Here is a 22588-nt window from a genome sequence, read left to right on the forward strand (position 1 = left end):
CCCTTCTAAGTACGAACGTTCGTGCTGAGAATAGGAGCGTGCCGAGTCAAAGGTCAAGCGGCTATCGTGAACCGAACGTTCGTGCACGGAGGGGTGGAGATGCCGGGAAGGCCGCGGGACGAACGGACACGCAGCGTGATCCTGCGCAGGGCGGCGGACATCGCCTCGCGGGACGGGCTGGAAGGGCTGTCGATCGGTCGGCTGGCCACGGACCTCGGCGTGAGCAAGAGCGGCCTGTTCGGTTACTTCGGCTCCAAGGAAGAGCTGCAGCTCGCCACGATCCGCGCCGCGACGGCCGTGTACGTCGAGGAGGTCATCCAACCCGCGCTGACCGTGCCGCCGGGCCTGGACAGGGTGCGCCGGCTGTGCGAGAACTGGCTGAGCTACTCGCAGCGGCGGGTCTTCCCGGGCGGCTGCTTCTTCTTCACCGTCAACGCGGAGTTCGACGCCCGCCCGGGCCGGGTACGGGACGCCGCCGCCGCGGCGAGCCTCGACTGGACCCGCTTCGTGGCCCGCGCCGTCGACGACGCCCGCCAGCTCGGCGAACTCGCCGGCGACACGGATCCCGACCAGCTCGCGTTCGAGCTCATCGCGTTCATGGAGACGGCCAACGCCGTCTCCCTGCTGCACGACGACCCGAATGCCTACGAGCGCGCCAGAACCGCCATCCACCGACGCCTCGACACCGCGAGCACGAATCGGTGAGGACCGCGCGGTGGAGCGGCCGGGCTGAGCCGACCAGCGCAATGCCGTATTTCAGAAAGGCCCGGTCTGAACGGTTTCAGACCAGGCCTATGGATTTAGTTGTGAGTTGGTTCCTGTCTGGCCAGGTTGATGAGTTGCTGGAGTGTGATGAGCCAGTCCAGGGTTTCGTGATGTAGAGCGGTGAAATGGTCGTTCATGTGCCAGCGGAGGCCGCCGAGTTCATCGCCGAGGGCGGCGAAGTCCTGTCGTGCCTCGGTGCGCTGGTTGGCGATCTCGGCGCGGAGATCCGCGAGCTCGGTCAGCACCAGAGTGATGCCGATCGCGGTGATTTCCACGTCGGCGCGGGTGTTCGTCTCAAGCGTCTCGATGCGTTGCACCAGCTCGAGGAACAGTGCTTCTGAGTTCACGCACATCCTTCCCTTACCAGGTGAGATAGGGGATCCCGGGTCGGCCTTTTGACGACGCCGGGCCTGTTGCTGAGCACAGTGACATACGTCTAGGCGAGTGCGGACGCAGGAGACCACGGCGGGTGTGCATCTTTCCTCCACAGGGTGTGTTCTTCCGCCCGGGGATGCGCGGGCGAAATGGACCAAGTAGGGATAAAACCGGGCAATCACTGCACGTTTCTGGGAATGAAGGCTAGGCAAAATCTTCTGACGATCAGCTCGTACGGTGAGTTATCCACAGGGTGTGGCGGGCGTGTTGGTGATCGCATACGGAGAAGGTCTCCGCTTGGGTGTTCGATCGCGGCCCTACAGGGAAGCACTGACTTCAGTGTCGTGTCGAAGTTCGACATATGCTATTCAGGCAGGATTGGCAAGAAAGCCCAGCTTATAAAGTGCGTCCCTCGAATGCAGTTGAGGGATTGAGCCAACCGGGTGGAAACGTTCTGCAGCGCAGTGTAAAACGTCCGTAACGGCGGCTCGCGTGATCAGACCTGGGCCGTACGACCCCGTTGATTCAGCTCGTTTACCTGGGACGGGATACCACATTGCTACGCAGATACCTACAGAGCTGACCGTGCCCATCTCCCACGAGGACACACCCCCTTCAGCTGTCGCACTCGACCGGTTCGTCAACCGCTTCAAGCTGACCCGCCACGTCGTCACCCTCATCAACGACGACCCACCCCCAGACCGGATCCTCTACCTCCACGGCCCCGACGGCACCGGCAAGTCCCTACTCCTCCGTCACCTGGAGCACCGGGCCTGCCTCCGCACGGACCATTGGCCGAACATCAGCGACACCCCCGACACCGAGTTCCTCGACCGCCTCGCCGAGCACGGCCGCCCAGTGCCGGTGGCCAGGATCGATTTCGGCGCCCCGCCGGCGGGCGACAACCGGCCGCTGGAGGTGTACTCGGCGCTGTTCATGCTCAAACACCAGCTCGCCCCCCACCGCATCGCCACCCCACGCTTCGACTTCGCCGCCATCACGTACCTCCACAAACTGGGCTTCGACCTCGCCCACCGCATCCGCGAGCTGTTCCCAAGCAGCGAGGTCGACACCGCGCTCGACATCGCCGACGCCTTACTGACGCTGCCGATCCTGCGCGGCGGCCGGCACATGCTCACCTCCCGCATGGACGAGACCTTCACGCGTCGTCGCACGCAACGCCGCCTCTCCCACGAGGACGCCGACCACATCCTGGCCCTCGTCCCCGAGCCCGACCTTCTGTACGAGCTGCCGCAGCTGTTCGCCAAGGACCTCAACGACGCCGCCGCCGAGCATGACCGGATCGTGCTGCTCTTCGACACCCACGAGGCGTTCTTCGGCGACACGGACGACCTGTTCCACGCCGACAAGCCGATGCGCGACGAGTGGCTGCGCTGCCTGCTCGGCCAGCTCGACCTGGGCGCCGGCATCGTCGCCGTCGTGGCGGGCCGAACCCGCCCGCCGTGGCCGTCCGCTCCCCTCTTCCCCATCCCCGAGCAGTACGTCGATCACCGCCTGGTCGGCCCCCTGACCACCGCCGACGCCACCCGCTACCTCACCCTGGCCGGCATCACGGATCCAGCCGTACGGACGGCACTCGTCACCCACGCCTCCACCGCCCCCGGCGAGGTGCACCCCTACTCCCTCGGCCTCTGTACGGACGTAGCACTCGCCGCCGAGGGGCCCCTGATCGACAGGGAGCACGACCTCGCCCGCCGGCTACCTGCCGAGGCCGAGCGCGGCATCCTGGCCGTCAGCGCCTGCCGCGCCTTCACCGCCGACACCTTCCACCACCTCGGCCAAGCCCTCGGCTTTCCCGCCGACACCACCGCCTTCGCCAGGCTGACGGCCTTCTCCTTCATCTCACCGCTGCCTGGGGGTACGAGCGCGTACGCCATGCACCCCATCCTGCGCCGATCACTCCAACACCTCCGCCCCGACGAGGTACGCAAAGCCCACGAAGCCCTGGCCAGGCACTACGGCGAACGCCAGGAGTTCACCGCCGACTTAGAAGCCGCGTACCACCTGAGCCACCTAGACCCCGACCAGGGAGCGACCGCCTGGATCGCGCTCATGGACCGCAGCCTCGCCACCGGCCGCTTCGACCGCTGCCGCACCCTGACCAACCTCCTCACCGACCTGCGCATAGACGGGGACCAGGGCCCCTGCCTGTACCGGGTTGCCAGAGCCCACCTCGCCCTCGGCAACTGGCCCCAGGCCGAAGCCCTGATCGACGGCCTCCCCTTCAGCTCCGCGTATGCCGTACTCGTACGTGCCGAGATCGCCTTCTACAGAGGCGACCTCGATCAGGCCGAGCACCTGGCCCACGCCGCCCTGGCCCTCACGGACGAGGACGCCCGGGAGAGCTTCCTGTTCCGCCTGGCCGAGATCGAGCTGCACCGAGGCCGTTTCACAGCAGGCCGCGAGCACGCCACCGAGGGCCTGAACACCACCACCGACCAGGCACCCTGGCTCAAGTTCCTGGCCGAGATCGAGTATTTCTCCGGCAACGTGGAACGCGCGGACACCCTCATCAACCAAGCCCTCCAAAACGTCGCCGACCAGCCCCTGTACGCCGCCCTGCTCCAAACCGCGGCACTGATCGCCGAAGCCACCGGCGCCTGGCAAACCGCCCTGAACAACCAAACCGAAGCCCTCACCATCCGCAAAGCCGCAAAAGACGCCCGCGGAATCGCCCAGTCCCTTCACGGCCTCGGCAGAGCCCAATGCGGCCTGGGCCTGGAGCAGGAAGCCGCCCAAACCCTGGCAGAAGCCGGCCACATAGCCCGAGACCTCGGCGACGACCTGCTCGCCGCGAGAGTCACCCACAGCGAAGCCGATGTCCACCGGGCCGACGGCGACCACACGAAGGCCCAGCAGCTGACCGTCCAGGCGTTGCGGGAGTTCGAACACCACGGCACCCCGTACGACGTCGCCTCCGCCTGCCTCTCCCTGTCCCGCCTCACGCACGGACGCGAGCGCGTCCGGTACGCCGACCGCGGCCGCCGCGCCATCGCGTGGAACGGCTTCGGCATCCTCACCCGACTGTTCCCGGACCAGACGGTCCCACCGGCCCACCGCATCCTCAACGGACTCACCGGCTTCTGCTGCGGCGACGCGCTCGGCGTCCCCTGGGAGGGCAAACCACCCCAGGACATCCACCTGACCGACACGCTCACCGCGCAAAGAGGCTGGCCACCCGGCAGCACCTCGGACGACACCGAACAACTCATCCTGCTCGCCCACAACCTGCTCGAAACCGGCGGCTCAGAAGTGGCCTTCCTCCAGTCCCTGACCGCCGCCCTCCCGGCCATGCGCGGAGCCGGCCCCACCACACGCAGCGCCGTGCAGCGGTTCGCGACCACCGGATCCCCGGTCGCCGACGGCGGATCGACCAACGGCGCGATGATGCGGGTGCTCCCCATCGGCTGGGCCCTGCCTGCCATCGAAGCCGAACGCCGCCGCGACCTGGCCGTACGCCTGACCAAGACCACCCACGCCGACCCGCGCGCCATCGCCGCGGCCTGCGCCGTGGCGGCCATGGGATCGTGGGCCCTGGAAGGCTGCACCACCGAGGACCTGGTCACCGTCGCCCGGGAAGAACTGGCTCATTTCGGCGTCTCCTTCCCCACAACCTGGCAGCCCGCTCCCACCGGCGTCTCCCTGGAGGTCTCGGACACCCTGGGCGCGATCCTCCACATACTCCCCCTTCACGACGAACCGATCGAAGCCATGCGGTACGCCGTCAGCCTCGGCGGAGACACCGACACTGTGGCCGCGATCATCGGAGGCATCCTGACCTGCCACCAGGACACGGCGGACATCCCCTGGGCGCCGCAAGTCGCGTTCCCACCAGGCCTGGACACGCTCGCCGAAGGGCTCCGCGCCATGCGACAGGCAGCGTACGGCTAACTTGTGGATCATCGGCCCACGGGCGGCGCGCCGCCTGGCATGCTGAGCGGCATGCGCTTACGGGCATGCGGTCTCTTCGGCACGGCAAGCATCCTCGTCGGCGCTCTCGCGCTGATGGGATCCGGGGCGCAGACCCACTACATCGCGTTCGGAACGGCGCTTTGCCTGGGCGGCGCGCTACTGGTGTGGGTCGCGATCACCTCACGCCGTATAGGCCGGATCGGCTGGCTGGCCATCACGGCGCTGACGCTTGCCGGGCTGTTCCTCAGCATGCTGGTGGTGCGCGAGGACGTGTGCTGCATGTTCGGCTACCATCGCGGACTGGGCTATCCCTGGGGGTGGCTGGACAGTTACGCCACTGCCGACACCATGGCCGCGATCGATGCGATGAGGTCCGATCCAGCAGCGCTGGAGACGAGTGTCGACTGGTTGAAGGTGGTGCTCGACGGACTGTTCTGGTGGCACGTCGCGGTGCTCGTCGTCGTACCGGCCATGCAGGTGGGGCGCCGGTTTCAGCGCCGTTGAATGCGCAACCCGGGCACCGGCTTCGCGAGGGCGTAGTCGACACCGGCGTGGAGAACAAGGGACGACCGCGTCGCCGAGACCACTCCATCCGGTCTCCAGGACCACCCAGCCCAACAGCAGGATCAGCGGGGCGCGCGTGACCGCTCAGCTCGGTCGAGAGCGGCACGCGCCTTCACCGCGCCCTCGTCGGTCAGCAGGTAGTAGTGGCGAGCCCGGCGCCCCTCGGCCAGGTGCTCGGCCCGAGCTTCCTCGTGACGCTCCAGCCAGCCGAAGTCGCGCTCCAGCCGGGCCAGGATCGGGTAGACCGTGCCGGGGTGTTGGCGGGTCTGCTCGCACAGCTCCAGGCCGTAACGGCGCTGAGCTGGATCAGACAGCAGTACTCGCAGCACCAGCATCGTCTGCAAGGTCATCCGGGGACCATCTGCCATGTATCGAACTCTAGACATCCAGCACGGAGCGTGACATTACCTCCTCCGCCATAACAGTCTGACCCAGCTCTCCGGACACAGCCGCATGGTTTCATCGAGGGCCGATGACGAACGTCACCGGCCACTCAGCCCAGGAGCGGGTGGCCTGCCCGGTTACCGGAGCCAGTCGCCTTACTGGTCAGCCGCGCGGGCCTCGATGCTCGTCAGGTCCGCACCCGCCACTTCCGGGCACTGGGACGATCAAGCCACAGGTGGGTGCCGTCCGGATCGACTGTCAGCCCGAACCGGTCGTAGCCGGGCCTTCCGAGCGAGACCCACTCCCGATAGGCGGACGACAACTCATCCCAAAGCCGCCGCTCACCGTACTGCGTCACCTCCCCCTCGGCCGCTCCAGGCTTTCGATCGCAGGCCGCCCACGAGCCTTCGCCAGTGTGGTCGTCCAGCTCGTACAGCAGCAGCGAGTCCTCACCGTCCTCGCAGACGTCGTACCAGCCGACCCGAGGAACCAGCGCCTGGCACAGCAGTAGCGCACCCAGGTCCATGTTCCAGAAGATCCGAGGGTGGACCTTCGTCGTGGAGCGGTGGGCCGCTTCGTGGTGGTGGCCGTTCCATCGGGTGTTGAAGCGCTGCTCGCGCAGCATCATGTAGCTGGCCGTCCCGTGGAAGCGACCGACCGCCGTGGTCTCGTCCAGCACCTCCAGGCGCAGTTGGTGCCCGATCAGCCCGCCGGCGTGCCAGGGCAGCACGATGACGCCGCCCGGCCTGGTCTGCTCGATCCAGGCCATCGGGATGTCGGACACACCCACGGTCACATGCACCCGATCGAACGGCGCCCGCTCGGCCCAGCCTTTGGTTCCGTCACCGACCACCAGCTGAGCGGCGCACCCGACCTCGCCGAGATTGGCCGCGGCCCGAGCCGCCACCTCAGGATCAACCTCGATGGAGACGACACCGTTCGCTCCAGCAGCCCACGACAGCAGACCTGCCGTCCACCCGGAGCCCGTCCCGACCTCCAGAATGCGATCACCCATCTGCGGAGCCAGCAGCTCCAGGAAGGGAAACATGATGCCGGGGGCCGAGACCGACGACGAGAAGAGTCCCTTGCCGCTGAGCGGGTCGCCGGCCCCGTCGTCGGTCTGCAGGATGATGGAGGTGTCGGCGTACACGGCCGTCCACCAGCCCACCGGGTCCTCGTCGAGGGCGAACCTGCCTCGCGGCGCGCCGGCATGATTCGAGGTGAACCAGGCTGCGGCAGGCGCGAACAGGTGCCTGGGCACCGCACGAAGCGCCTCCTCCCACCTCGCCTCCGTCAGCGAGCCTCGATTGCGCAGGTGGGCGGCCAGTTTCGCGATCAGGTCATCCAACGTGAGACCGTCCGGGGGCGTCACCGTGCCCATGCCGGACCCAGCTGCAGAACGTCCGCCAGCGCCTCCGGCACGGGCAGGCCCGCCTTCTGGTTGAGCCAGCCCCACTCCCCGCTCTGGTTGGTCTCCAGGAAGTGGTAGCGGCCCTGCGGGTCGCAGATCAGGTCGGCGGCGCCGTACACCAGGTTCAGCCGTTCGTGCAACTCCACCAGCCGATCGCTGATCTCGTCGGGAAGATCGACGCGCTCGTACGTGAGGGAGTCGTAATCGCTGCGCCAGTCGATCGTGCCCTGCTCGCTGGCGCTGTCGATGCGCACCGCGAGCACCTGGGCGCCGATCACGAGCGCCCGCACCTCGTACGCCTTGTCGACCCACTCCTGGAACAGTTGCGCGGTACGAGCCAGAGCCGGATCGAGCAGCTCATCAGGGTCGTCCAGGGGCTTGGTGTAGATGACCCGCACCTGGCCCTCGTCCGCGTGCCAGATCCCACCAACCGCCTTGTAGACGAACGGCTTACCGAGCTCCTTCGCCCACGCGTGCGCTTGCTGAGGATCGTTGGTGATGATCGTCTTGGGTACGCTCAGCCCGACGCGAGCGGCCGTGACGAGCTGGATCGGCTTGTACTCGGCCCGCATCGCGGCCATCGGATCGTTGACCCACAGGCAGCCGCTCTGTCGCAATGCGGCCAGCACCCCGCCGAACCCGTAACGCGCTTCCCCATAGGCGAAGGCGCGCTCCGGGGACGACATCCGCTCGTCCATCCGGAACTGGGTCGGGCGCCTGGTGTAGATCGCGCCCACGCCGGCCAGATCGAGCTCGCCGCGTACCGTACCGACGACGCCCGACCAACCGCGGCGGCCCGTCTCGATGTGAGCCGTCATCGAGACGTGCGCCGGGAAGTCGGCGGTGTCCAGAGTGACGACGGGGACCCCGCGGCCGGCCAGCTCGGCTGCGACGCGTTCGGCCGCGGTGTCGGCGTCGTCGGTGATGATCAGGACGGTGTGCGTCATGTCAGTCCTTGACCTGCTCCTCGCTGGGGGCGGTCCCGTCGCTGCTGGTCTCACTGGTCTCGTTGCTGCGGCCGCCCCCGTGGTTACCGGCGGCGACGGGTGTCGGCGCGACGAGGTGACGCAGACCCCACGGGCGTGCTTCGCCGGCCGGGGTGCCGGCGGCCGACAGGATGTGCTCGGTCGGGGACATGGGGAAGAAGTCGCCGGCCCGGAAGGGGGTTCCGCGCGATTCCCCGTCCGGGGAGTGGGTGATGAGGTCGAGGGCCGACTGGTCGTCCTGCTTGGTGCTTGTACGCATTGAAGTGTTCCTCCTTCTGCCTGTCCGCCTTGTGCGGGCAGACCGGTATTTCCGGACAGTGCTTCTCTTCTGGTGCCAGGGGTACGGGCAGTTTTCGGCGACCGCCTGGAGCGGTGGCGACGGCTTACCTCACTTGCCCGCTGATGACCTGGCGCCACAGCGTTTCGGCCTCGCCGACCTTCACTCGTGGGCTTTCGGTGATGACGCACGGGTCGACGGACCAGTCGTACCGCCGGATGAACCCCAGCCCGCCGGCCCGACAGTCCTCGAAGACCAGCGACAGGCATTCGCAGGTGTATCCCCGGACCCGGGCCGGATCCGGACGCCGCTTGACCAGCCTCCACCGCACAGGCGCCGCGTCCGGACCCGGCGGAGCGGGGTGCGTGCTGTGGAAACCGTCATCGTCCACCACAGGAATTCACCCTCTTTCCTGACGAACGATCCCCGACGTCGCACCCACGGCGCCCCGCGGCGATCGCTATCGATGAACAGGCGTTGGTGAGCGAGGAGCCATCCTCAGTCGCTTCGTGCGCTCCCCTGGGCGGCGGCCTGGAGCGCACCGCACAAGCCTCACCCAGAGGAGCTGTGGACTGGCGCCCACCAACGCCATGCCGCTCAACCTAACTTAACCTGTCCTACCCTGTCTATAGACTTCTTAGCCATGCCTGTTCTATGTCGGAAAGTCCACTAACACGTATGGTCGTCCTGTGATCGAGTGGGACCCCAGGCTCTACAAGTGGGAGCAGATAGCCAACGTCGTCGCCGAGCGCATCGACGATGGCACCTACCCGCCGCTCACCTTGATCTCCGAGGTGAAACTTCAGGAGGAGTTCGACGTCGCCCGTGTGACCGTACGAAAGGCGATGGAGGACCTCAGGAACCGGGAACTGATCACGACCAAGCCCGGCAAGGGCTCCATAGTCGCGCCACAGTAGATCACTACGCCCATCCTCCGTGGATACCCCGCGATGCCTGCGGACACCGCTCGCGGCAACGCGGCGACACCGACACACTGCACCCCCTGAACGCCTGGGACGAGACACTGGCCGACCTCTACGCCAACAGTGGGCTCGCCTTCGATTGCCGAGTTCGCACCGGCCAGGCTCCACCGGATGAGACCGCCGGCGCCTACGACGAACAGGTCACCGGGGCAGCAGATCAACGAGCCTGACCCTGCATGATCTGCAACCACAACCGCCGCCCGGCCTGAGCCGACACCCACGGACTCTCCATCACGGTCTTGTGGCCCTTACCAGACAAGCGCCGGACGAAGCACAGACCCGCCGCAGTGCACAGCTCGTACATCGGCTGCGCACAGATGCACGAGTGCTCTCGGACGCGTACCACGGGGCAGCGCTTGGCCCAGATCAGCGGGTTCGGCCGGACCCGCAGCAGCTGCCGGGACTCCGGATCGAGGAACATCAGCGTGTTCTCCTCGATCCAGACGGTGACCCGGCGCCCGCCCAGAATCTCCGCAGCCAGCAGATACCGGCCGGCCAGGCTGACCATGCCGGACTTGGTCACCGTCCGCTCCACCTCCACCACCGCGTCGTTCTCCGCCTGCGGCAGCGGCGACGGCCCCGCCGACCGGCCACCATCGGCGAACAACCGGGCCAGATCACTGGTCGACAGATGCGAACGCAGGCTCTTCAACCGCACCCCGCCCACCAGCAGATGGATCACGTTCACATCCGCCCAGAACGTGATCACCTGACCAGCGCGGGCCGGCCCCAGCCAGAACTGCTTGCCCGCCACCCCCAGATTGCCGCTGGCCGGCACCACCCGCTCGAACTCGACCGGCCCACCCGACCAGGACGCCGCCGTACTCGTCGACCGCCCGGCCACCGGCATGTCCTCGTCGCTGCTCTTTCGCCTGGACGTTGCAGCAGCGGCGTCGGCAGCAGGAGCCGGATCCGGCGCGGCGATCAGGATCGCGGCAGGCGCAGCGGCAGCAGCTCCCGCTCCGCAGCACCCACCGGACTGAACCGGTCAGCGGGAACCGCCATGTCCAGGCTCTGATGCGGCCGGACAGTGTTGTAATGCTCCACCCACGCATCGAGTGCTGCTTGGAAGGCTGCCAGGTCCTCGAACGAGCCGGCGTCATCCAGCAGCTCGCGGCGCATCGTCTGGTGGAAACGCTCCACCTTGCCCGTCGTCGTCGGTGAACGCGGCTGCGTCAGCCGATGCACAATGGCGTTGTCCCGGCAGATCCGGTCGAACAACACCTCCCCGCCATGACCGAACCGCGCGGTGAACTGCTTGCCGTTGTCCGTCAGCACCTCACCCGGCGCCCCCGAACGCCCGCAACGCCTCGACGAAGGCTAGCAGCGGCTGGACGGGTGAGACGCCTCCGGCGCGTGCCAGCGCCTGCACAAGGTGCTGTTGGATCGGCTATGGACCGTGGACGTGCTCGACTTCTCGCGGGCGGCAGTGGACCACGTAGATCAGGGCGTTGAAGGGGGTCGCAGACCGGCCGTCGCTGGTCGATCGCGGGCGGACGGAACCAAGCACCACCTGATCAACCACGCCACCGGTATCCCGCTGGCGGTCATCATGATCGATGCCAGCCGCAACTACGTCACCCAACTCTGCCCGCTTCTGGACAAGGAATCTGCTGCTTGACAAGGGGAACCGTGCTCGACACTTTGATCGACTCCCCTTAGTAAAGGCAGACAGCCATGACACCGCGGCGGCGTCCCCGCGAGCCAGGTAGTCCTGCCCCTGGTTGAGACAGAACGGCTACCATGCCCACGCCGACCTCGCCGTCGCCTTTACCACGGTCACCGAGCTTCTGTCCCATGCAGCAGCTCGAGACGGCGAAATGCCCAGTACGTCCCCTGCGGCTTCGGAGAACGCCTCAGCTCTGAGCGATTATCCCGCCAATCATTTCCGGCCGTCCCAAAAAAGTATCAGGACAGCCGAATAGCATTTGCCCCCCCTCTCGTTGAAGCGGACATCAGTTCCAATGGAACGTAACAACAGAGTCCATACTTCTATTGACAGAGTGGCCCTAGTATGACCATCGTGTATAGGTTGGTAGCGATTAGTCACCAGTCCCGTCGCACTGTTACTGGGAGGCGATCAGATGTTGACCATGCTCGCATGACTCGATCAAAGCTCTATATCTTACTGGATGCTTTCGAGTCAGATATGCGCGCGATTCTTACCAGATACGTGCTCGATCATCAGGATGATGAAATTGCTCTCGGGACCAGTTTTACCAGCGCAAATCTGCGTCGAGAAAGCGACGCAGTTGCCGAGATAACACAACCATTAGTTTTTTATCTTGACATGCGCGAGGCCTACGATATTCTTAATCGCCATCGCGAAGTTCTTCCTACAGATGTCGGCCGAGAGTTGAAGGCTCCCGGGATGCCTACGCCGGCTCCTCCGCGCCAGCAATCCACTGATTAGGAGCGAAGCGAAAGAGTTGATCCGCTATTACCAATCCACGGTTCCGGACGATGGCGAGACAAATGACAATGAAAGTCTGCGGGCGGGCCAATTAATTTCGTGGAAAGGAACCTACGGTTTCGTGGCGAACACACAATTCCCTAACGGCATTTTCTTTCCTGCGGCTGCAGTAGTGAATCTTAGTAGGCGCGGCGAAGATGTTGACCTTACCGGCCGGAGTGTGCACTTTAAAGCTGGCCGAGAGCTGGATGGGCGCCCCCGAAGTGACTGGGTAGAGCTACTCTGACGCGTTGACAGGGAAGAGGCTCCGGTTGAGCGACCTCGCCTGGGGATGCGGTCTCGATCAAGGGAGTCCTGCTCCCGCCCGGAGGCGGACTTTGGTAGATCTTTTTTTGTTATTCGCGGTGGCTGAGTTACGACAGCGCTTCTCCTGCTTGGGCTTCGCTCCCGGCAGTGCCGTCGATCATGCCTTGTGGAGCGCTTGACCTGCAGGGACATCAGGTACGCTCGCTGCACCCACAGGCTCCCGGTTTAGACCCATCAGTCCTTCATCGTCACTTTTGTCATGGTCTGCATGGTTGAATCCGGCCTCGTCCAGGGAGGTCCCCCGCTTCCATGACGCCAGATATCCAGAAGTTCATCGACTCGGCCTTTTTCTTGACCTCGTGGTATCAGACTGCCGAGGCAGAACCTGGCGCCCTTACGCCCCTTGCGCGGGCTTCCGGCCAAACCTCCATGGCGGACTCCAGCGCGCACGTTGCCAAGGATCAGCAGGGCCACCGGCCCCCTGGCTCTCAGGATGATGCGGAGATCGCCGATTCGCAGGACCATGAGGACCACGCGGGCCCGCCGGCGGGCGGACCTCATGGTGGGCCGCGTACCGATACGGACGACTCCCAGGACACTCAGGGCAGCTACCAGAGCCCGCATGGGAAGGGCCCGAATTCTCAAGAGTTCGGGCAGGGCTTTCCGGAGGAGCCGGGCACCTTGCCGACCCCGGATCGCGACAGCAACAGTCAGAGCGGCGGGAACCCGAACGGTTCCCATCACGGCGGCTCGCATCACCACCAAGGAGGTGCCGATCCGTCGGCCGGGGTGACCCAGCCCGCGCCAGGGCCGACGAATGGCTCGGACGACTCGCCGCCGTCCGAAAGCACGCCACCGTCCGAGACACCAGAGGCCACTCCCACCTCAACGTCGGGCGGGCCTGCCACCACGACTACGCCGCAACCTACTTCGGACGCACCGACGTCCACCGAGACGCCGTCGTCTACCCCGACCTCCACGACGTCGGATTCGTCCTCCCCCACACCCACGACTTCCGAGTCCCCCACTGCCACCCCTACGACCACAGCCGAGTCGCCTTCGCCCACCCCCACGGCATCCGAGTCGGCCTCGCCCACTCCTACGGCATCCGACTCACCATCGCCAACAGAGACCGCCACAGCCTCCGAGGAGGCTCCCTCCCCCGTGGACACCGCCACGGCATCGGACTCACCGGCCGCTGCGGCAACCGACGAAGCCGAACCGTCCGCCACTTCCACTTCAGCAGCGACAGACGACGCTTCTACTTCGCCCGCGCCGGAGGTGGCAGCCGACAAGAACACGGTGACCACGCCGGAGGTTGAAGCCGACGAGGGTGCCGCTGCCTCGCCGCCGGCGTCCAGCACCACGGCTTCCAGTGCAGTCCCCGCGCACGTCAACACCGCGGCGTCCAGTCATCAGTGGGGCTTGTCCGCCACGACGACGGTCACCTCGGCTGTGGTGCTCCTGGTCGCGCTGCTGGCCGGGCTCGCGGTGCTCGTGGCCAGGTCCCGGCGGACGCAGCTGGCCACCCCCGAGCACGTCGAACCCATGCCCCTGGCTCCACCTCCCCTCCCCGCGGGGGCTGCCGGGGAGGAGAACCCGTGGACGCGGCAACTTCTCGAAGCGCTCGACAACGTCATCGCCCTCGATAAACAGGACAGCGCCCCATCCGGTGCGGACCATCCTCGTCCTGAGACCAGCTCCGCTGAGGACCCTGAGGCGACCGCCGCCTGGAGCCCGCCGTTCGAGTCGTCCGCCCCGCCTGGGCCGCTGGAAGCCTTCTTCGAGCCCGCGGACGAGTCCCCATCTGATGGTCTCGCCGAGGACGACTCCGAAGGCGAGCAGGTCAGTGAGCACTCGGCCACTGATGACGACGACACCAGGCCCGGGAGCAGCACTGGCGACTCCACTCCGTAGTCCTGGGGCCGAGGTAACCAGCCGAGGACGCCGGAGTGAACGTCCTGCTCGGGCGCCCCGCTCGCGTCGAGCTGGAGGTGGCCGGCCTCTGGACATCTCAACCCGGACGGAGCCTGGGTCAGTGGAGGGAGCCGCCGGTCTGCTTCAGGTCTGATGTCGTGGTGGCCGCCGCGGACACGATCGCGGTCAGGGCCGCCGCGATCGACTCGACGGGCATCGACGGCTTGTCTCCGTCCGGGACCTGTTCGGGCAGGTACGGCACGTGGACGAAGCCTCCGCGCACCCCCGGCCGGCCGGAGGCGATGAGGTGCATCAGGCCGTAGAAGACGTGGTTGCAGACGAATGTGCCCGCCGTGTGCGAGACGGACGCCGGCAGGCCGGCCTCGCGGACGGCGGCCACGCACGCCTTCACCGGGAGGGTGGAGAAGTACGCCGCCGGGCCGTCCGCGACGACGGGCTCGTCCACGGGCTGTACGCCCTTGTTGTCGGGGATGCGGGCGTCGTCGAGGTTGATGGCTATGCGTTCAACCGAGATGCCCGGCCTTCCGCCCGCCTGGCCGACGCAGATGACGACGTCGGCGCCGGACTCCTCGACGGCCGCGCGCAGCTGGGCGATGGCGTCGTGGAAGACCACCGGCAGCATCGCCGTCGTGATCGATAATCCGTCCGGCGGGGTGGTCGCGACGCGTTGCACCGCCTGCCACGACGGGTTGACGCCGGAGCCGTCGAAGGGCTCGAATCCGGTGAGCAGCACGTCGGTCATGAATTTCCTCTGTCAGCCGGGTCAGGCGCGGGTTACGAGAATGCCGTCGTCGTCGCTGAACAGCTCGGCTCCGGGATGGAAGGTGGCGCCGCCGAAAGTGACCGGAACGTCGCGTTCGCCGGCTCCCGTTTTGCTGCTCTTGCGGGGGTTGGAGCCCAGTGCCTTGATGCCCAGGTCCAGTTCGCGCAGGGCGGCGACGTCTCGTACCGCGCCGTTGATGATCACACCCGCCCAGCCGTTGGTGACGGCGAGGCCCGCGATGACGTCGCCCATGAGGGCGGTGTGGAGGGAGCCGCCGCCGTCGACCACCAGGACGCGTCCCTCGCCGGGCTCCTCCAGAGCCGATTTGAGCAGGACGTTGTCCTCATGGCAGCGGACGGTCGTGACCGTGCCGGAGAAGGCGCGGCGGCCGCCGTACTGGGAGAGCTGGAGGTCGCAGGAGTCGAGCTGCTCGCCTCGCTCGTCGTAGAGGTCTGCGGTCACAATGGTCATGGCGCGGCCTTTCTGCGCATCGGGCGTTCCGCTGGTCGAAGCGGCGCTCCGGTGAGCGATCCGACCGTATCGGCTCAGCCGTTCGAGGGCGGGACCGGGCAGGCCGTCGTACGTGATGCGGCAGGTGGCGCGGTGCTGCCTGAGCATCCCGGCCACCCGCCGCCCCTCACACTCCGCGCTATTCCTGCTGCTCCAGGACCGTGACGTCGTGGTAGACCCGGGTTCCCCGATGGGAGTCGTCGCCTTCCCATGCGACGGCGTAGGTGTATTCGCCTGGCCCGGTGGGGGTGTCGGTGAAGCTGAAAGACCCGTCAGGAGCGGGCGTCAGCTCGAACAGCTGGGTCAGGTCGGCGCGGGCGAGCGCGCGATGCACCTTGAGCGTGGTGGTCGGCGGGAAAACCCGGTCGCCGGCCTTCAGTACGCCACTGAACTGGAGTTGTTCGCCGACGGACCCTTCTGACGGGCCGGACAGGGTCAGTGACGAAGAGGGCAAGACAAAGGCAATGGTCTGTTGCGCCTTGCTCCATCGATGATCCGAGCTGCCGTTCCAGCGCACCTCATACGTGACTTTGGTGGGCGGCTGTGTGTCTGTGATGGTGAACGTGCCATCCGCCGCCGTCGTCACATCCGGAAGTGGTGTCACAGGACTGCCGCTCAGAGGCGCCCTTCGGGTCACGGTGAGCGTCTGTACGCCAGGGGCCGAACCATCGCTCAGCGTGAGGCGTCCCGGCAGGGTGAACTCCTCGTACGCTGTCGCCCTGGACGGCCCCGTCAAGGTCAGCTTGGACGGTGGGAGGGTCACCCCGTGCAGCCGCCACAGCCGGAGCCGCTTATCACTGTTTCCCCGCAACACGCCGAAGACGTCGGCCCCGGAGAAGGCGAGACTTCCGAGGGAATTGGCCGCCGGTGGGGTGGTGTGGTGCAGCGTCGTCGCCGTGGAAGCGCCGTACAGGGTGAATGCGCTCTTCCAGCCGCCTACGACGTGGGCGCCGTCCGGGCTGATCGCGACGGATACCGGGGAGTCTGCCGCTTCCGTGGCGTAATCCCGGACCTTGGTCAGGCTGGTGGTGTCCCAGGCGCCGAGTTGGTGGGTGTCGGCGTCCACGGAGATGACGGTTGAACCGTCGGGTGTTATGGCGAGGTCGTTCGGGAGATTCTGGTCGTTCGGGTGGCTCGCGATTGCGCCGCGCAGGGTGGCGGGGGTGCCGCTGACGTCGTACACCAGCAGGTCGGACGACTCGGTGGTGGTGTTGGCCACCACCAGCGTGTCCCCTGCGGCGGCGACCCGGGGTGCGTCGAACGTACCGGCGTCGATGGGGACGGGCATCGGCGTCGGCGCCGACAGGTCGAGACCGACGACGCCGCCTCCGGTCTCGCGGTAGCAGCCGTGGCCGACCCACAACCGGCTGCCGGAGAGCGACAGGTTCACCGGGCACGGGTAGGCGGTCAGGTCGATGCGCCGGACAATGCTGAGATCGGCGGTGTCGACTTCGGCCACCTGGTGCGAACCGCCCAGCGCGGCGTACAGGCGGGTGCCGTCCGCGCTGAGGGCCAGGCCGGCCGCGCCGGACAGGCCGGTGATGCTGCCGGAGACCACGCCCTGGGTGTCCGTGACGATGATCCTGCTGCTCGCGGAGACGAAGACCTTGCCACCGCCTGCGGCTACGGCGCCGCTTCCGGCGGTGGCGAACGTACCGAGGTCGGTCGTGGAGTCGGCGGCTGAGGCGGCCGGTGCGAGTGCGGTGAGCAGGCCGGCCGCCACGGCTAAGGCGCCGCTGAGGGCGAGCAGGCGGCGCGTTGCTGATGAGCGGGCGCCGCGGTTCGGTGAGCGCACGTGTCCTCCTCGAGGTGCATAATGGGAACGTGAGTTCGATGCAATGTGATCATGAAGGCGGGGGCTCCAGGAGTCAAGCCCTGTGGCCAGTGGTGAGCTCGGTCAGCGGAGGAGTTCGCGGGGCAGGGCTTCGGCCCACCAGTGTTCGACGCGGTCCGGGGGCCAGCCGCGTTCGGTGGTGAGGGTGGTGTAGACGTCGATGCTGCACATCGCCGCGTAGATGTCGGCGGCGGTCGGCACGTCCAGGCCCGGGCGGAGGGTGCCGGTCGGCCATGACGAGAACACCGCCACGCGGGTCTCGGCGGCACGGGCGCGGCTGTCGCGGTAGAGGGTGGCCAGTTCGGGTTCCGTACGGGCGGCTTCGCGTAGCGGGACGATGATGTCTCCGGCGTCTTCGAACAGCCGTCGGTCGAAGGCCGCCATCGCGGCGAGCTGCCGTTCGGGAGCCGCTCCCGGGGCCTCCAGTTCGGCGAGTTGACGCGCGGGGTCGGCGGACAGGCCGGCGGCGTCCGCCAGTGCCCGGGTCAGGCCGGCCTTGTTGCCGTACACCGAGTAGACCGTCGGCACGGAGACGCCCGCCTCGCGGGCGACGTCGCGTACGGTCGTCGCCGTCCACCCGCGCGCGACGAAGAGCCGGCGCGCGGCCTGGGCGATCTCGGCGCGGGTCTCCATCGCCTGCGCCGTACGGCGCAGCGAGTCGTAGCGACGACGGGTCCCCTCTGCGCTCATGCTGAGTGACGCTATCGCAGCAGCAGGGAGACGCTGTAGGCGACGATCCAGGTGATCCAGCCCAGCCAGCCGATCAGCCCGGCGAGTCCGAGACGGTTGCCACCCTCAACGTTGTACGGGGCGGCGAGCGCGGACAGCATGAGCAGGGCGGCGCTGACATATCCCAGGGCCGCCTGCCAGACGGGGACCATGCCGCCGCTGACCCCGGCGGTGGTGAAGCCGAGCAGGGCCATGGCGAGGAATGCCTGGTTGAAGCCGAACAGCACGTTGCTCATCCCCCAGAGGCCCGCCGTCTCGCCACGTCCGTGGCGGGCGGCGGTGGCCATGCCGAACCGCAGTGCCTCGATGCAGGTGAACGTCGCGTTCTGCAGCAGCACTCCGGCGAATCCCACCAGTGCCCACGCGCTCTGATCTCCGTTTCCGCGCCAGAGCACCAAGAGGAGTCCGGCGGCGAAGAGCGTGAGGCACAGCCAGGTCAGCGGTACGAGCACCGACGGTCTCTTCAGGGCGTCCGTGAGGCCGGCGTACGAGTCGACGGTCGCGTCCAGGCCCTTGCCCGAGGTCGGGAGGGGGAGGCCGGAGCGGAGGTAGATGGCGTTGATGACGACTCCGATGAGCACGAACCCGATCCCGCCGAGCCCTGCCAGAACGGTGAACTCCATGCCGGCGCTCCTCTGATGATTTAAGTTAACGCTACTTATAATCAATATATAGCATGTTAATCGGCATGGAAGGGAGACGAGCTTGTGCCCTGGCGGTGGGCGGGAGGCGAGCCGCGATGGCCGGGGGCCGTGGATCGGCGCGGGCATCGCTAAGCCTGGTGTCAGTAGCGCACCGCATCCGGCACGCCTCGGCGCCAGACCGGTTCACTCGCCCGCCTGCTGATGGTTGGATGCGCCCATGAGACGGTTACGCGACCATCCCCGGACTTTCGGCACGGCTGTGTTGGCGCTGCTGATCCCGCTGGCCGCCTGCTCTTCGCCGGACGACCGTGTATCGGCCCCGGTGCCGCCGGTTGAGCAGCCGTCCGACGTCGTGAACGACGGCGTTGACTACCTGCGGGTGGTTGGTCGCGATCCGAAGATCGTCGTCCGTAGCTCAACGCTCGACTTCCTCGTCGCTACGAAAGGTGAGCTGAGATACAACGCTGAGAACAGGTGTTTGGAGCTGATGACGACCGGCTCGACGCTTGTCGGGCTGGTTTGGCCGAAGGGGACGAGCCCGGCGCGGGTCGATGGGAAACGCGGTGTGACTGTCCCGGGCGTCGGCGATGTCTTGCAGGGGGCGTCGGTAGCTCTGGGGGGCGGGTATGAGAAATGGGGGAAGAAAATCCCGTTTGGATACAGGGTGGACAGTGATATCGACTGTCTTTCCCATGCTCCGAACGGCGATGTTTTCGTCATTGCGACGGTGGACGATGCCGACGGCTAGCCTCGATCCGCGCTTCGAGTTTCGGCGGTGATGGCCACTTAGCTCGGCGGTCCCTCGGGTGGGGTGCGGCGCATCTCTTCTTCCAGAGTCGCAAGAACGGCTTGTGCCACCGCTCTGACCCGGGTGCGATGCCCGGTCAGTTCTCTGGCGAAGTTCTGGGCGGTGCGGCCGACCCAGATGGCCTGGCCCGCGAACTGGTTGCAGGCCGGGTCGAGTGCCGTCTCCAGTCGGTCCACGTGCGCCCTGGCCTGGGCGATGAGGTGCTGTAACTCCGCATGGCGCGGATTGGGTACCGGAGCCATCGGTTTCCTAGAGGGATTCGATTGAATGGCTTGCAGGGAGCTATCGAACATTATGAGACTTGTCCGGAGGCTGGCCTGCGTTCGGAGGAAATCAATGATGAATCCGGCATGGCGCGTGCTTTCGGCGCCCCTGATCGGGCTTTTCGTGCTGGCCGGGTGTGGGGGGAACGAGGAGCCGAAGGTGCCCACGGCTGCCGAAGCCGGCGTGACGCTCAAAGAACACATCACCAGGACCTTCGAAGGAGCTCAGGCCAAGGACATCAAGGTCACAGACCCGGGCGGCAAGGACGTTCCCTGCGACGCGGGCAAGGTCAAACGCACTTACGCGGCCACCGCGAAGAATGACATCGGATCAGGGGACCCGGACTCGCTGGTCGTGGCCATGATCGGCGCTCTCGATCTCGTCGCCGAATATGAGCTGAACGCGGCCGGGCAGCCCACGGTGCAGGATGTGGTCAGCAAGGAGTTCAGGACGCATATCGTGCTGTCGTCGCCGGCTCGAAATGCGATGGTCATCCGCGGCGAGACGGACTGCCTTCTGCCCGGCTGAGTTCGTCGTATCGCTTCCATTCGTCCTCCGCCGCGTCCTTGGCTCCGCGGAACATCACGTCCAACTGGGTCGTCGCCTCTCCGATGCGGCTCTTGTCGGTCAGGCCGGAGCCGTTGGCGATCAGCCAGTTGTTGAGATTTCGGAGACCTTCCTTGCTCTGAGCTATCTTCTCGAAGGGCAGCAGCCGGCCGTTCTCGTCCACGATCGGCGGCACGTTGAACCGTTCATCGGCCGCCGACACCTCCGGTTTGAACCCTTGGGCCATCAGCATGTCGACCAGCCACCGCCCTCTCACCAGTGCGGCCAGTCGAGTCTTGTCGTCGAGAGCGTCCAGGCGCGTCTTGTCGACCTCGTTCAGGCTGTTGATCGCGGTTCCCGCGATTGTGCTCACCGCGATCCACAGTGGCTGACCTTGCAGCGGGACGGAGATCCCCGCGAGGTTGATGAAGAAGCCGAGCTTGGCGGCCTGCTGTTCGCGGAACTCCTTGTCCTTCTTGTCGAGTGAGCCTTGCACGGCTCGTTCGGCGGCGAACTGCATGCCCGCCGTGTAACCGAGCGCCCTCATCGCCCGTTCCAGGTGGTCGATGCTTCCCTTGCCGTCCGCCTGGGCCGCCGCGGCCATGAGCCGATCGGTCAGCCGGCCCATGCCCTCCTCGAACGGCGCCACAGTGGCCGGGGAGTTCGCGAACAGCTTCATGAACGCGTACGTCTCCTCCGGCGACAACCGGAAGGCGGGCTTCAACCCCGGCACCACCGTCTTCACCGGCCCGAAAGCACTCCCCTGCGTACGATTCGAGTCGCCCAGATTCGCCCCCTCCGTCACCTCCGTCGCGTAAGCGCCGGCGATCTCCGCCAGGTGCTTCCTGGTCGAGTCGTCTATTTCCACCGGCCAAATCCCGCGCCGCCGTTCCTCCGGGGTGGGATTGGCGAGACCCGGCAGCGCCCGCATGAGGTCGAAGGCGAACTTCGCCGACTCCGGCGAGTGCGCCCCGTCCTTCTCGTCATAGGCCCCCGCCGCGGCCGCGAGCATCCGCCCGAAGGCGTCCGCCGCCTCAGGGCCGGAGGACACGGACGTCCGGGTCCGCCGGAAGAGGTCCCGCAGCAGCTCCGCGAGCGGCACGCCGTCCTTGCGCACCGCGCCCAGAGCCAGCCGAGCGGCGGCGGGATTGTTGCCGAGCGCGTCGAGATACCCCTCCATCTCCTTGCCCTGCAGCCCGGCCTCTGGTGTCAGCGCGTGCGCCTTCACCACCTTGGCCAGCCATTCGGGCGGAAAGTCCCCCGCCCGCAGCAGCCAGCCCAGCGCACGATGCCCGGGCTCGGGCGGCTCCCTGGTCAGTTCGTCCTTGAGCCTGGCGAAGCCCGGCACGTCCGTACCGGTGAAGACAGCGGAGTCCTCACGGCCCGCGCGCGTGACGACGTCCCCGCCGCGGATCGCGGTGCCGAAAGCGCGGCTCACCACGTCGATCGCCTTCTCCGGGTCCCGCATGCCCTGCCGCAGCTTGCCGGCAATGTTGAGCGTCCCCTCCACGCCCAGCCGGGCGAAGAACGCCGCGGTGAAATCCGGGTCGTCGCGGTGCGCGTCCAGCTCGGCGATGAGCGCGCCGAGCTCGGCGTCGTTGGGCCGCTCCCCGAACGTTCCGAAACTCGACCTTGCGTCCCGGAACCGGTCGGCCAGCTCCGCCCCCTTCTTCCTGGCCTCGCTCTGCGACATGAGCTTGCTCTCGTCGAACGGCAGCAGGCCGGTCCGCCACGGCGTCAACGCGTTCGCCGCCCTGGCGGTCTGGGCCCGGCGGCGCAGCTCCGGCAGCTTCGTGTCCAGCCACAACAGCGTGGCGGCGAGCGGCTGCAGCTCCGCCGCGGGCAGCCGCGCCTGCTCCAGCAGCCGGCGCAACGCCCCGGCCGCCTCGCCGACCCGGTCGCCACCGGTCTTGAACGTCGTGATGAACGCGTCCATGCGCTCGGGATCGAGCCCGCTGTAGTCAGGGGAGAGCGGGCCGGTGCCCGGCGGCGTCATTTCCACGATCGCCTCCCGCCTGTTGGCAGCCGCCCTCAGCGTAGGAGCAAAGCCGATCACTTCAGCATCGATCGACCAACTCGGCATAATCTGCCGCGCATGTCGGCCCCCGGCAGGAGTGACCAACTCACTCTCGTCTGCCACTCACGCGCTGTCAGT

Annotated in this window: 23 protein-coding genes and 2 pseudogenes; 9 read left to right on the forward strand and 16 right to left on the reverse strand. The window is 67.0% G+C overall.

Annotated elements, in window-relative coordinates; all coding sequences use genetic code 11:
* The first annotated feature begins 66 nt into the window (after positions 1-66).
* Entirely contained in the window at positions 67-705 is a 639-nt protein-coding gene (locus tag AB0C27_RS34320; RefSeq protein ID WP_357852679.1) for a TetR/AcrR family transcriptional regulator, read from the forward strand.
* 95 nt (positions 706-800) lie between these two features.
* Here the strand turns inward: AB0C27_RS34320 and AB0C27_RS34325 are convergent, their stop codons facing one another.
* The gene (locus AB0C27_RS34325) at positions 801-1112 is read right to left on the reverse strand and encodes a hypothetical protein (RefSeq protein WP_357852682.1); all 312 of its coding nucleotides are present in this window, start codon (positions 1110-1112) and stop codon (positions 801-803) included.
* 613 nt (positions 1113-1725) lie between these two features.
* Between AB0C27_RS34325 and AB0C27_RS34330 the strand changes: the two genes are divergently transcribed.
* Together AB0C27_RS34330 and AB0C27_RS34335 are read left to right on the forward strand one after the other, a co-directional pair.
* Positions 1726-5052, forward strand: a complete 3327-nt coding sequence (locus tag AB0C27_RS34330; RefSeq protein ID WP_357852685.1) for an ADP-ribosylglycohydrolase family protein — start codon at positions 1726-1728, stop codon at positions 5050-5052.
* A gap of 51 nt (positions 5053-5103) precedes the next feature.
* Complete coding sequence (locus tag AB0C27_RS34335) at positions 5104-5577, forward strand: hypothetical protein (RefSeq protein ID WP_357852688.1); 474 nt, start codon at positions 5104-5106, stop codon at positions 5575-5577.
* Between the two features lie 122 nt (positions 5578-5699).
* Here AB0C27_RS34335 and AB0C27_RS34340 read toward each other — a convergent pair whose 3' ends face one another.
* The 5 genes from AB0C27_RS34340 to AB0C27_RS34360 form a co-directional block, all read right to left on the reverse strand.
* Positions 5700-6005, reverse strand: a complete 306-nt coding sequence (locus AB0C27_RS34340; protein ID WP_357852691.1) for a helix-turn-helix transcriptional regulator — start codon at positions 6003-6005, stop codon at positions 5700-5702.
* Positions 6006-6208: 203 nt separating this feature from the next.
* The gene (locus tag AB0C27_RS34345; RefSeq protein ID WP_357852694.1) at positions 6209-7369 is read right to left on the reverse strand and encodes a protein-L-isoaspartate(D-aspartate) O-methyltransferase; all 1161 of its coding nucleotides are present in this window, start codon (positions 7367-7369) and stop codon (positions 6209-6211) included.
* Between the two features lie 20 nt (positions 7370-7389).
* On the reverse strand, positions 7390-8379 hold the full coding sequence (gene tgmB, locus AB0C27_RS34350; protein ID WP_357852697.1) for an ATP-grasp ribosomal peptide maturase: 990 nt from the start codon (positions 8377-8379) through the stop codon (positions 7390-7392).
* 1 nt (position 8380) lies between these two features.
* A complete protein-coding gene (locus AB0C27_RS34355) occupies positions 8381-8677 on the reverse strand; it encodes a hypothetical protein (RefSeq protein WP_357852700.1) in 297 nt (98 codons plus the stop codon).
* A 124-nt stretch (positions 8678-8801) separates the two neighbouring features.
* Positions 8802-9089, reverse strand: coding sequence for a hypothetical protein (locus AB0C27_RS34360; protein ID WP_357852703.1), 288 nt, complete (start codon positions 9087-9089; stop codon positions 8802-8804).
* A 295-nt stretch (positions 9090-9384) separates the two neighbouring features.
* Here AB0C27_RS34360 and AB0C27_RS34365 point away from each other — a divergent pair, with 295 nt between their 5' ends.
* Positions 9385-9612 carry a winged helix-turn-helix domain-containing protein gene (locus tag AB0C27_RS34365; protein WP_357852706.1) on the forward strand — a complete coding sequence of 76 codons (228 nt, stop codon included), beginning with the start codon at positions 9385-9387 and terminating at the stop codon, positions 9610-9612.
* A gap of 223 nt (positions 9613-9835) precedes the next feature.
* Here AB0C27_RS34365 and AB0C27_RS34370 read toward each other — a convergent pair whose 3' ends face one another.
* Together AB0C27_RS34370 and AB0C27_RS34375 are read right to left on the reverse strand one after the other, a co-directional pair.
* Positions 9836-10522, reverse strand: a complete 687-nt coding sequence (locus tag AB0C27_RS34370; protein ID WP_357852709.1) for a hypothetical protein — start codon at positions 10520-10522, stop codon at positions 9836-9838.
* 146 nt (positions 10523-10668) lie between these two features.
* A pseudogene (locus tag AB0C27_RS34375) lies at positions 10669-10977 on the reverse strand (integrase core domain-containing protein); the annotation flags it as partial.
* Positions 10978-11176: 199 nt separating this feature from the next.
* On the opposite strand from AB0C27_RS34375, the pseudogene AB0C27_RS34380 reads away from it, so the two are divergent.
* Both AB0C27_RS34380 and AB0C27_RS34385 read left to right on the forward strand, forming a co-directional pair.
* Positions 11177-11281, forward strand: a pseudogene (locus AB0C27_RS34380) (IS5/IS1182 family transposase); the annotation flags it as partial.
* Between the two features lie 498 nt (positions 11282-11779).
* Complete coding sequence (locus tag AB0C27_RS34385; RefSeq protein WP_357852712.1) at positions 11780-12091, forward strand: hypothetical protein; 312 nt, start codon at positions 11780-11782, stop codon at positions 12089-12091.
* Between the two features lie 1061 nt (positions 12092-13152).
* Here AB0C27_RS34385 and AB0C27_RS34390 read toward each other — a convergent pair.
* Positions 13153-13764: a hypothetical protein gene (locus tag AB0C27_RS34390; RefSeq protein ID WP_357852715.1), complete on the reverse strand. Its 612-nt coding sequence runs from the start codon at positions 13762-13764 to the stop codon at positions 13153-13155.
* A 58-nt stretch (positions 13765-13822) separates the two neighbouring features.
* Between AB0C27_RS34390 and AB0C27_RS34395 the strand changes: the two genes are divergently transcribed.
* Positions 13823-14314, forward strand: coding sequence for a hypothetical protein (locus tag AB0C27_RS34395; protein ID WP_357852718.1), 492 nt, complete (start codon positions 13823-13825; stop codon positions 14312-14314).
* 118 nt (positions 14315-14432) lie between these two features.
* Here AB0C27_RS34395 and pcp read toward each other — a convergent pair whose 3' ends face one another.
* The 5 genes from pcp to AB0C27_RS34420 all read right to left on the reverse strand — a co-directional run bounded on the left by pcp (position 14433) and on the right by AB0C27_RS34420 (position 18794).
* The gene (gene pcp / locus AB0C27_RS34400; RefSeq protein WP_357852721.1) at positions 14433-15077 is read right to left on the reverse strand and encodes a pyroglutamyl-peptidase I; all 645 of its coding nucleotides are present in this window, start codon (positions 15075-15077) and stop codon (positions 14433-14435) included.
* Positions 15078-15098: 21 nt separating this feature from the next.
* Entirely contained in the window at positions 15099-15569 is a 471-nt protein-coding gene (gene rraA, locus AB0C27_RS34405) for a ribonuclease E activity regulator RraA (RefSeq protein ID WP_357852724.1), read from the reverse strand.
* 178 nt (positions 15570-15747) lie between these two features.
* The gene (locus tag AB0C27_RS34410) at positions 15748-17403 is read right to left on the reverse strand and encodes a hypothetical protein (RefSeq protein WP_357852727.1); all 1656 of its coding nucleotides are present in this window, start codon (positions 17401-17403) and stop codon (positions 15748-15750) included.
* A gap of 102 nt (positions 17404-17505) precedes the next feature.
* The gene (locus AB0C27_RS34415) at positions 17506-18132 is read right to left on the reverse strand and encodes a helix-turn-helix domain-containing protein (protein ID WP_357852730.1); all 627 of its coding nucleotides are present in this window, start codon (positions 18130-18132) and stop codon (positions 17506-17508) included.
* Positions 18133-18143: 11 nt separating this feature from the next.
* Positions 18144-18794 carry a hypothetical protein gene (locus AB0C27_RS34420; protein WP_357852732.1) on the reverse strand — a complete coding sequence of 217 codons (651 nt, stop codon included), beginning with the start codon at positions 18792-18794 and terminating at the stop codon, positions 18144-18146.
* 238 nt (positions 18795-19032) lie between these two features.
* Between AB0C27_RS34420 and AB0C27_RS34425 the strand changes: the two genes are divergently transcribed.
* Positions 19033-19563 (forward strand): hypothetical protein, encoded by a 531-nt coding sequence (locus AB0C27_RS34425; protein ID WP_357852735.1) that lies wholly within the window; start codon positions 19033-19035, stop codon positions 19561-19563.
* A 38-nt stretch (positions 19564-19601) separates the two neighbouring features.
* Here AB0C27_RS34425 and AB0C27_RS34430 read toward each other — a convergent pair whose 3' ends face one another.
* Positions 19602-19865 (reverse strand): hypothetical protein, encoded by a 264-nt coding sequence (locus tag AB0C27_RS34430; protein WP_357852738.1) that lies wholly within the window; start codon positions 19863-19865, stop codon positions 19602-19604.
* A 97-nt stretch (positions 19866-19962) separates the two neighbouring features.
* Here AB0C27_RS34430 and AB0C27_RS34435 point away from each other — a divergent pair, with 97 nt between their 5' ends.
* The gene (locus AB0C27_RS34435) at positions 19963-20415 is read left to right on the forward strand and encodes a hypothetical protein (RefSeq protein WP_357852740.1); all 453 of its coding nucleotides are present in this window, start codon (positions 19963-19965) and stop codon (positions 20413-20415) included.
* Here the strand turns inward: AB0C27_RS34435 and AB0C27_RS34440 are convergent.
* Positions 20378-22429, reverse strand: a complete 2052-nt coding sequence (locus AB0C27_RS34440; protein WP_357853482.1) for a DUF6571 family protein — start codon at positions 22427-22429, stop codon at positions 20378-20380. The genes AB0C27_RS34435 and AB0C27_RS34440 overlap by 38 nt on opposite strands.
* Between the last annotated feature and the right edge of the window lie 159 nt (positions 22430-22588).

The organism is Nonomuraea sp. NPDC048882 (genome assembly GCF_040649755.1).
Classification (GTDB): Bacteria; Actinomycetota; Actinomycetes; order Streptosporangiales; family Streptosporangiaceae; genus Nonomuraea; species Nonomuraea maheshkhaliensis.

Coding starts and splice junctions, on each gene's coding strand:
- AB0C27_RS34335 (WP_357852688.1), top strand. CDS start 5,104: ATGCGCTTACGGGCATGCGGTCTCTTCGGCACGGCAAGCATCCTCGTC.
- AB0C27_RS34340 (WP_357852691.1), bottom strand. CDS start 6,005: ATGGCAGATGGTCCCCGGATGACCTTGCAGACGATGCTGGTGCTGCGA.
- tgmB (WP_357852697.1), bottom strand. CDS start 8,379: ATGACGCACACCGTCCTGATCATCACCGACGACGCCGACACCGCGGCC.
- AB0C27_RS34355 (WP_357852700.1), bottom strand. CDS start 8,677: ATGCGTACAAGCACCAAGCAGGACGACCAGTCGGCCCTCGACCTCATC.
- AB0C27_RS34385 (WP_357852712.1), top strand. CDS start 11,780: ATGACTCGATCAAAGCTCTATATCTTACTGGATGCTTTCGAGTCAGAT.
- pcp (WP_357852721.1), bottom strand. CDS start 15,077: ATGACCGACGTGCTGCTCACCGGATTCGAGCCCTTCGACGGCTCCGGC.
- rraA (WP_357852724.1), bottom strand. CDS start 15,569: ATGACCATTGTGACCGCAGACCTCTACGACGAGCGAGGCGAGCAGCTC.
- AB0C27_RS34415 (WP_357852730.1), bottom strand. CDS start 18,132: ATGAGCGCAGAGGGGACCCGTCGTCGCTACGACTCGCTGCGCCGTACG.
- AB0C27_RS34420 (WP_357852732.1), bottom strand. CDS start 18,794: ATGGAGTTCACCGTTCTGGCAGGGCTCGGCGGGATCGGGTTCGTGCTC.
- AB0C27_RS34425 (WP_357852735.1), top strand. CDS start 19,033: ATGAGACGGTTACGCGACCATCCCCGGACTTTCGGCACGGCTGTGTTG.
- AB0C27_RS34430 (WP_357852738.1), bottom strand. CDS start 19,865: ATGGCTCCGGTACCCAATCCGCGCCATGCGGAGTTACAGCACCTCATC.
- AB0C27_RS34435 (WP_357852740.1), top strand. CDS start 19,963: ATGAATCCGGCATGGCGCGTGCTTTCGGCGCCCCTGATCGGGCTTTTC.
- AB0C27_RS34440 (WP_357853482.1), bottom strand. CDS start 22,429: ATGACGCCGCCGGGCACCGGCCCGCTCTCCCCTGACTACAGCGGGCTC.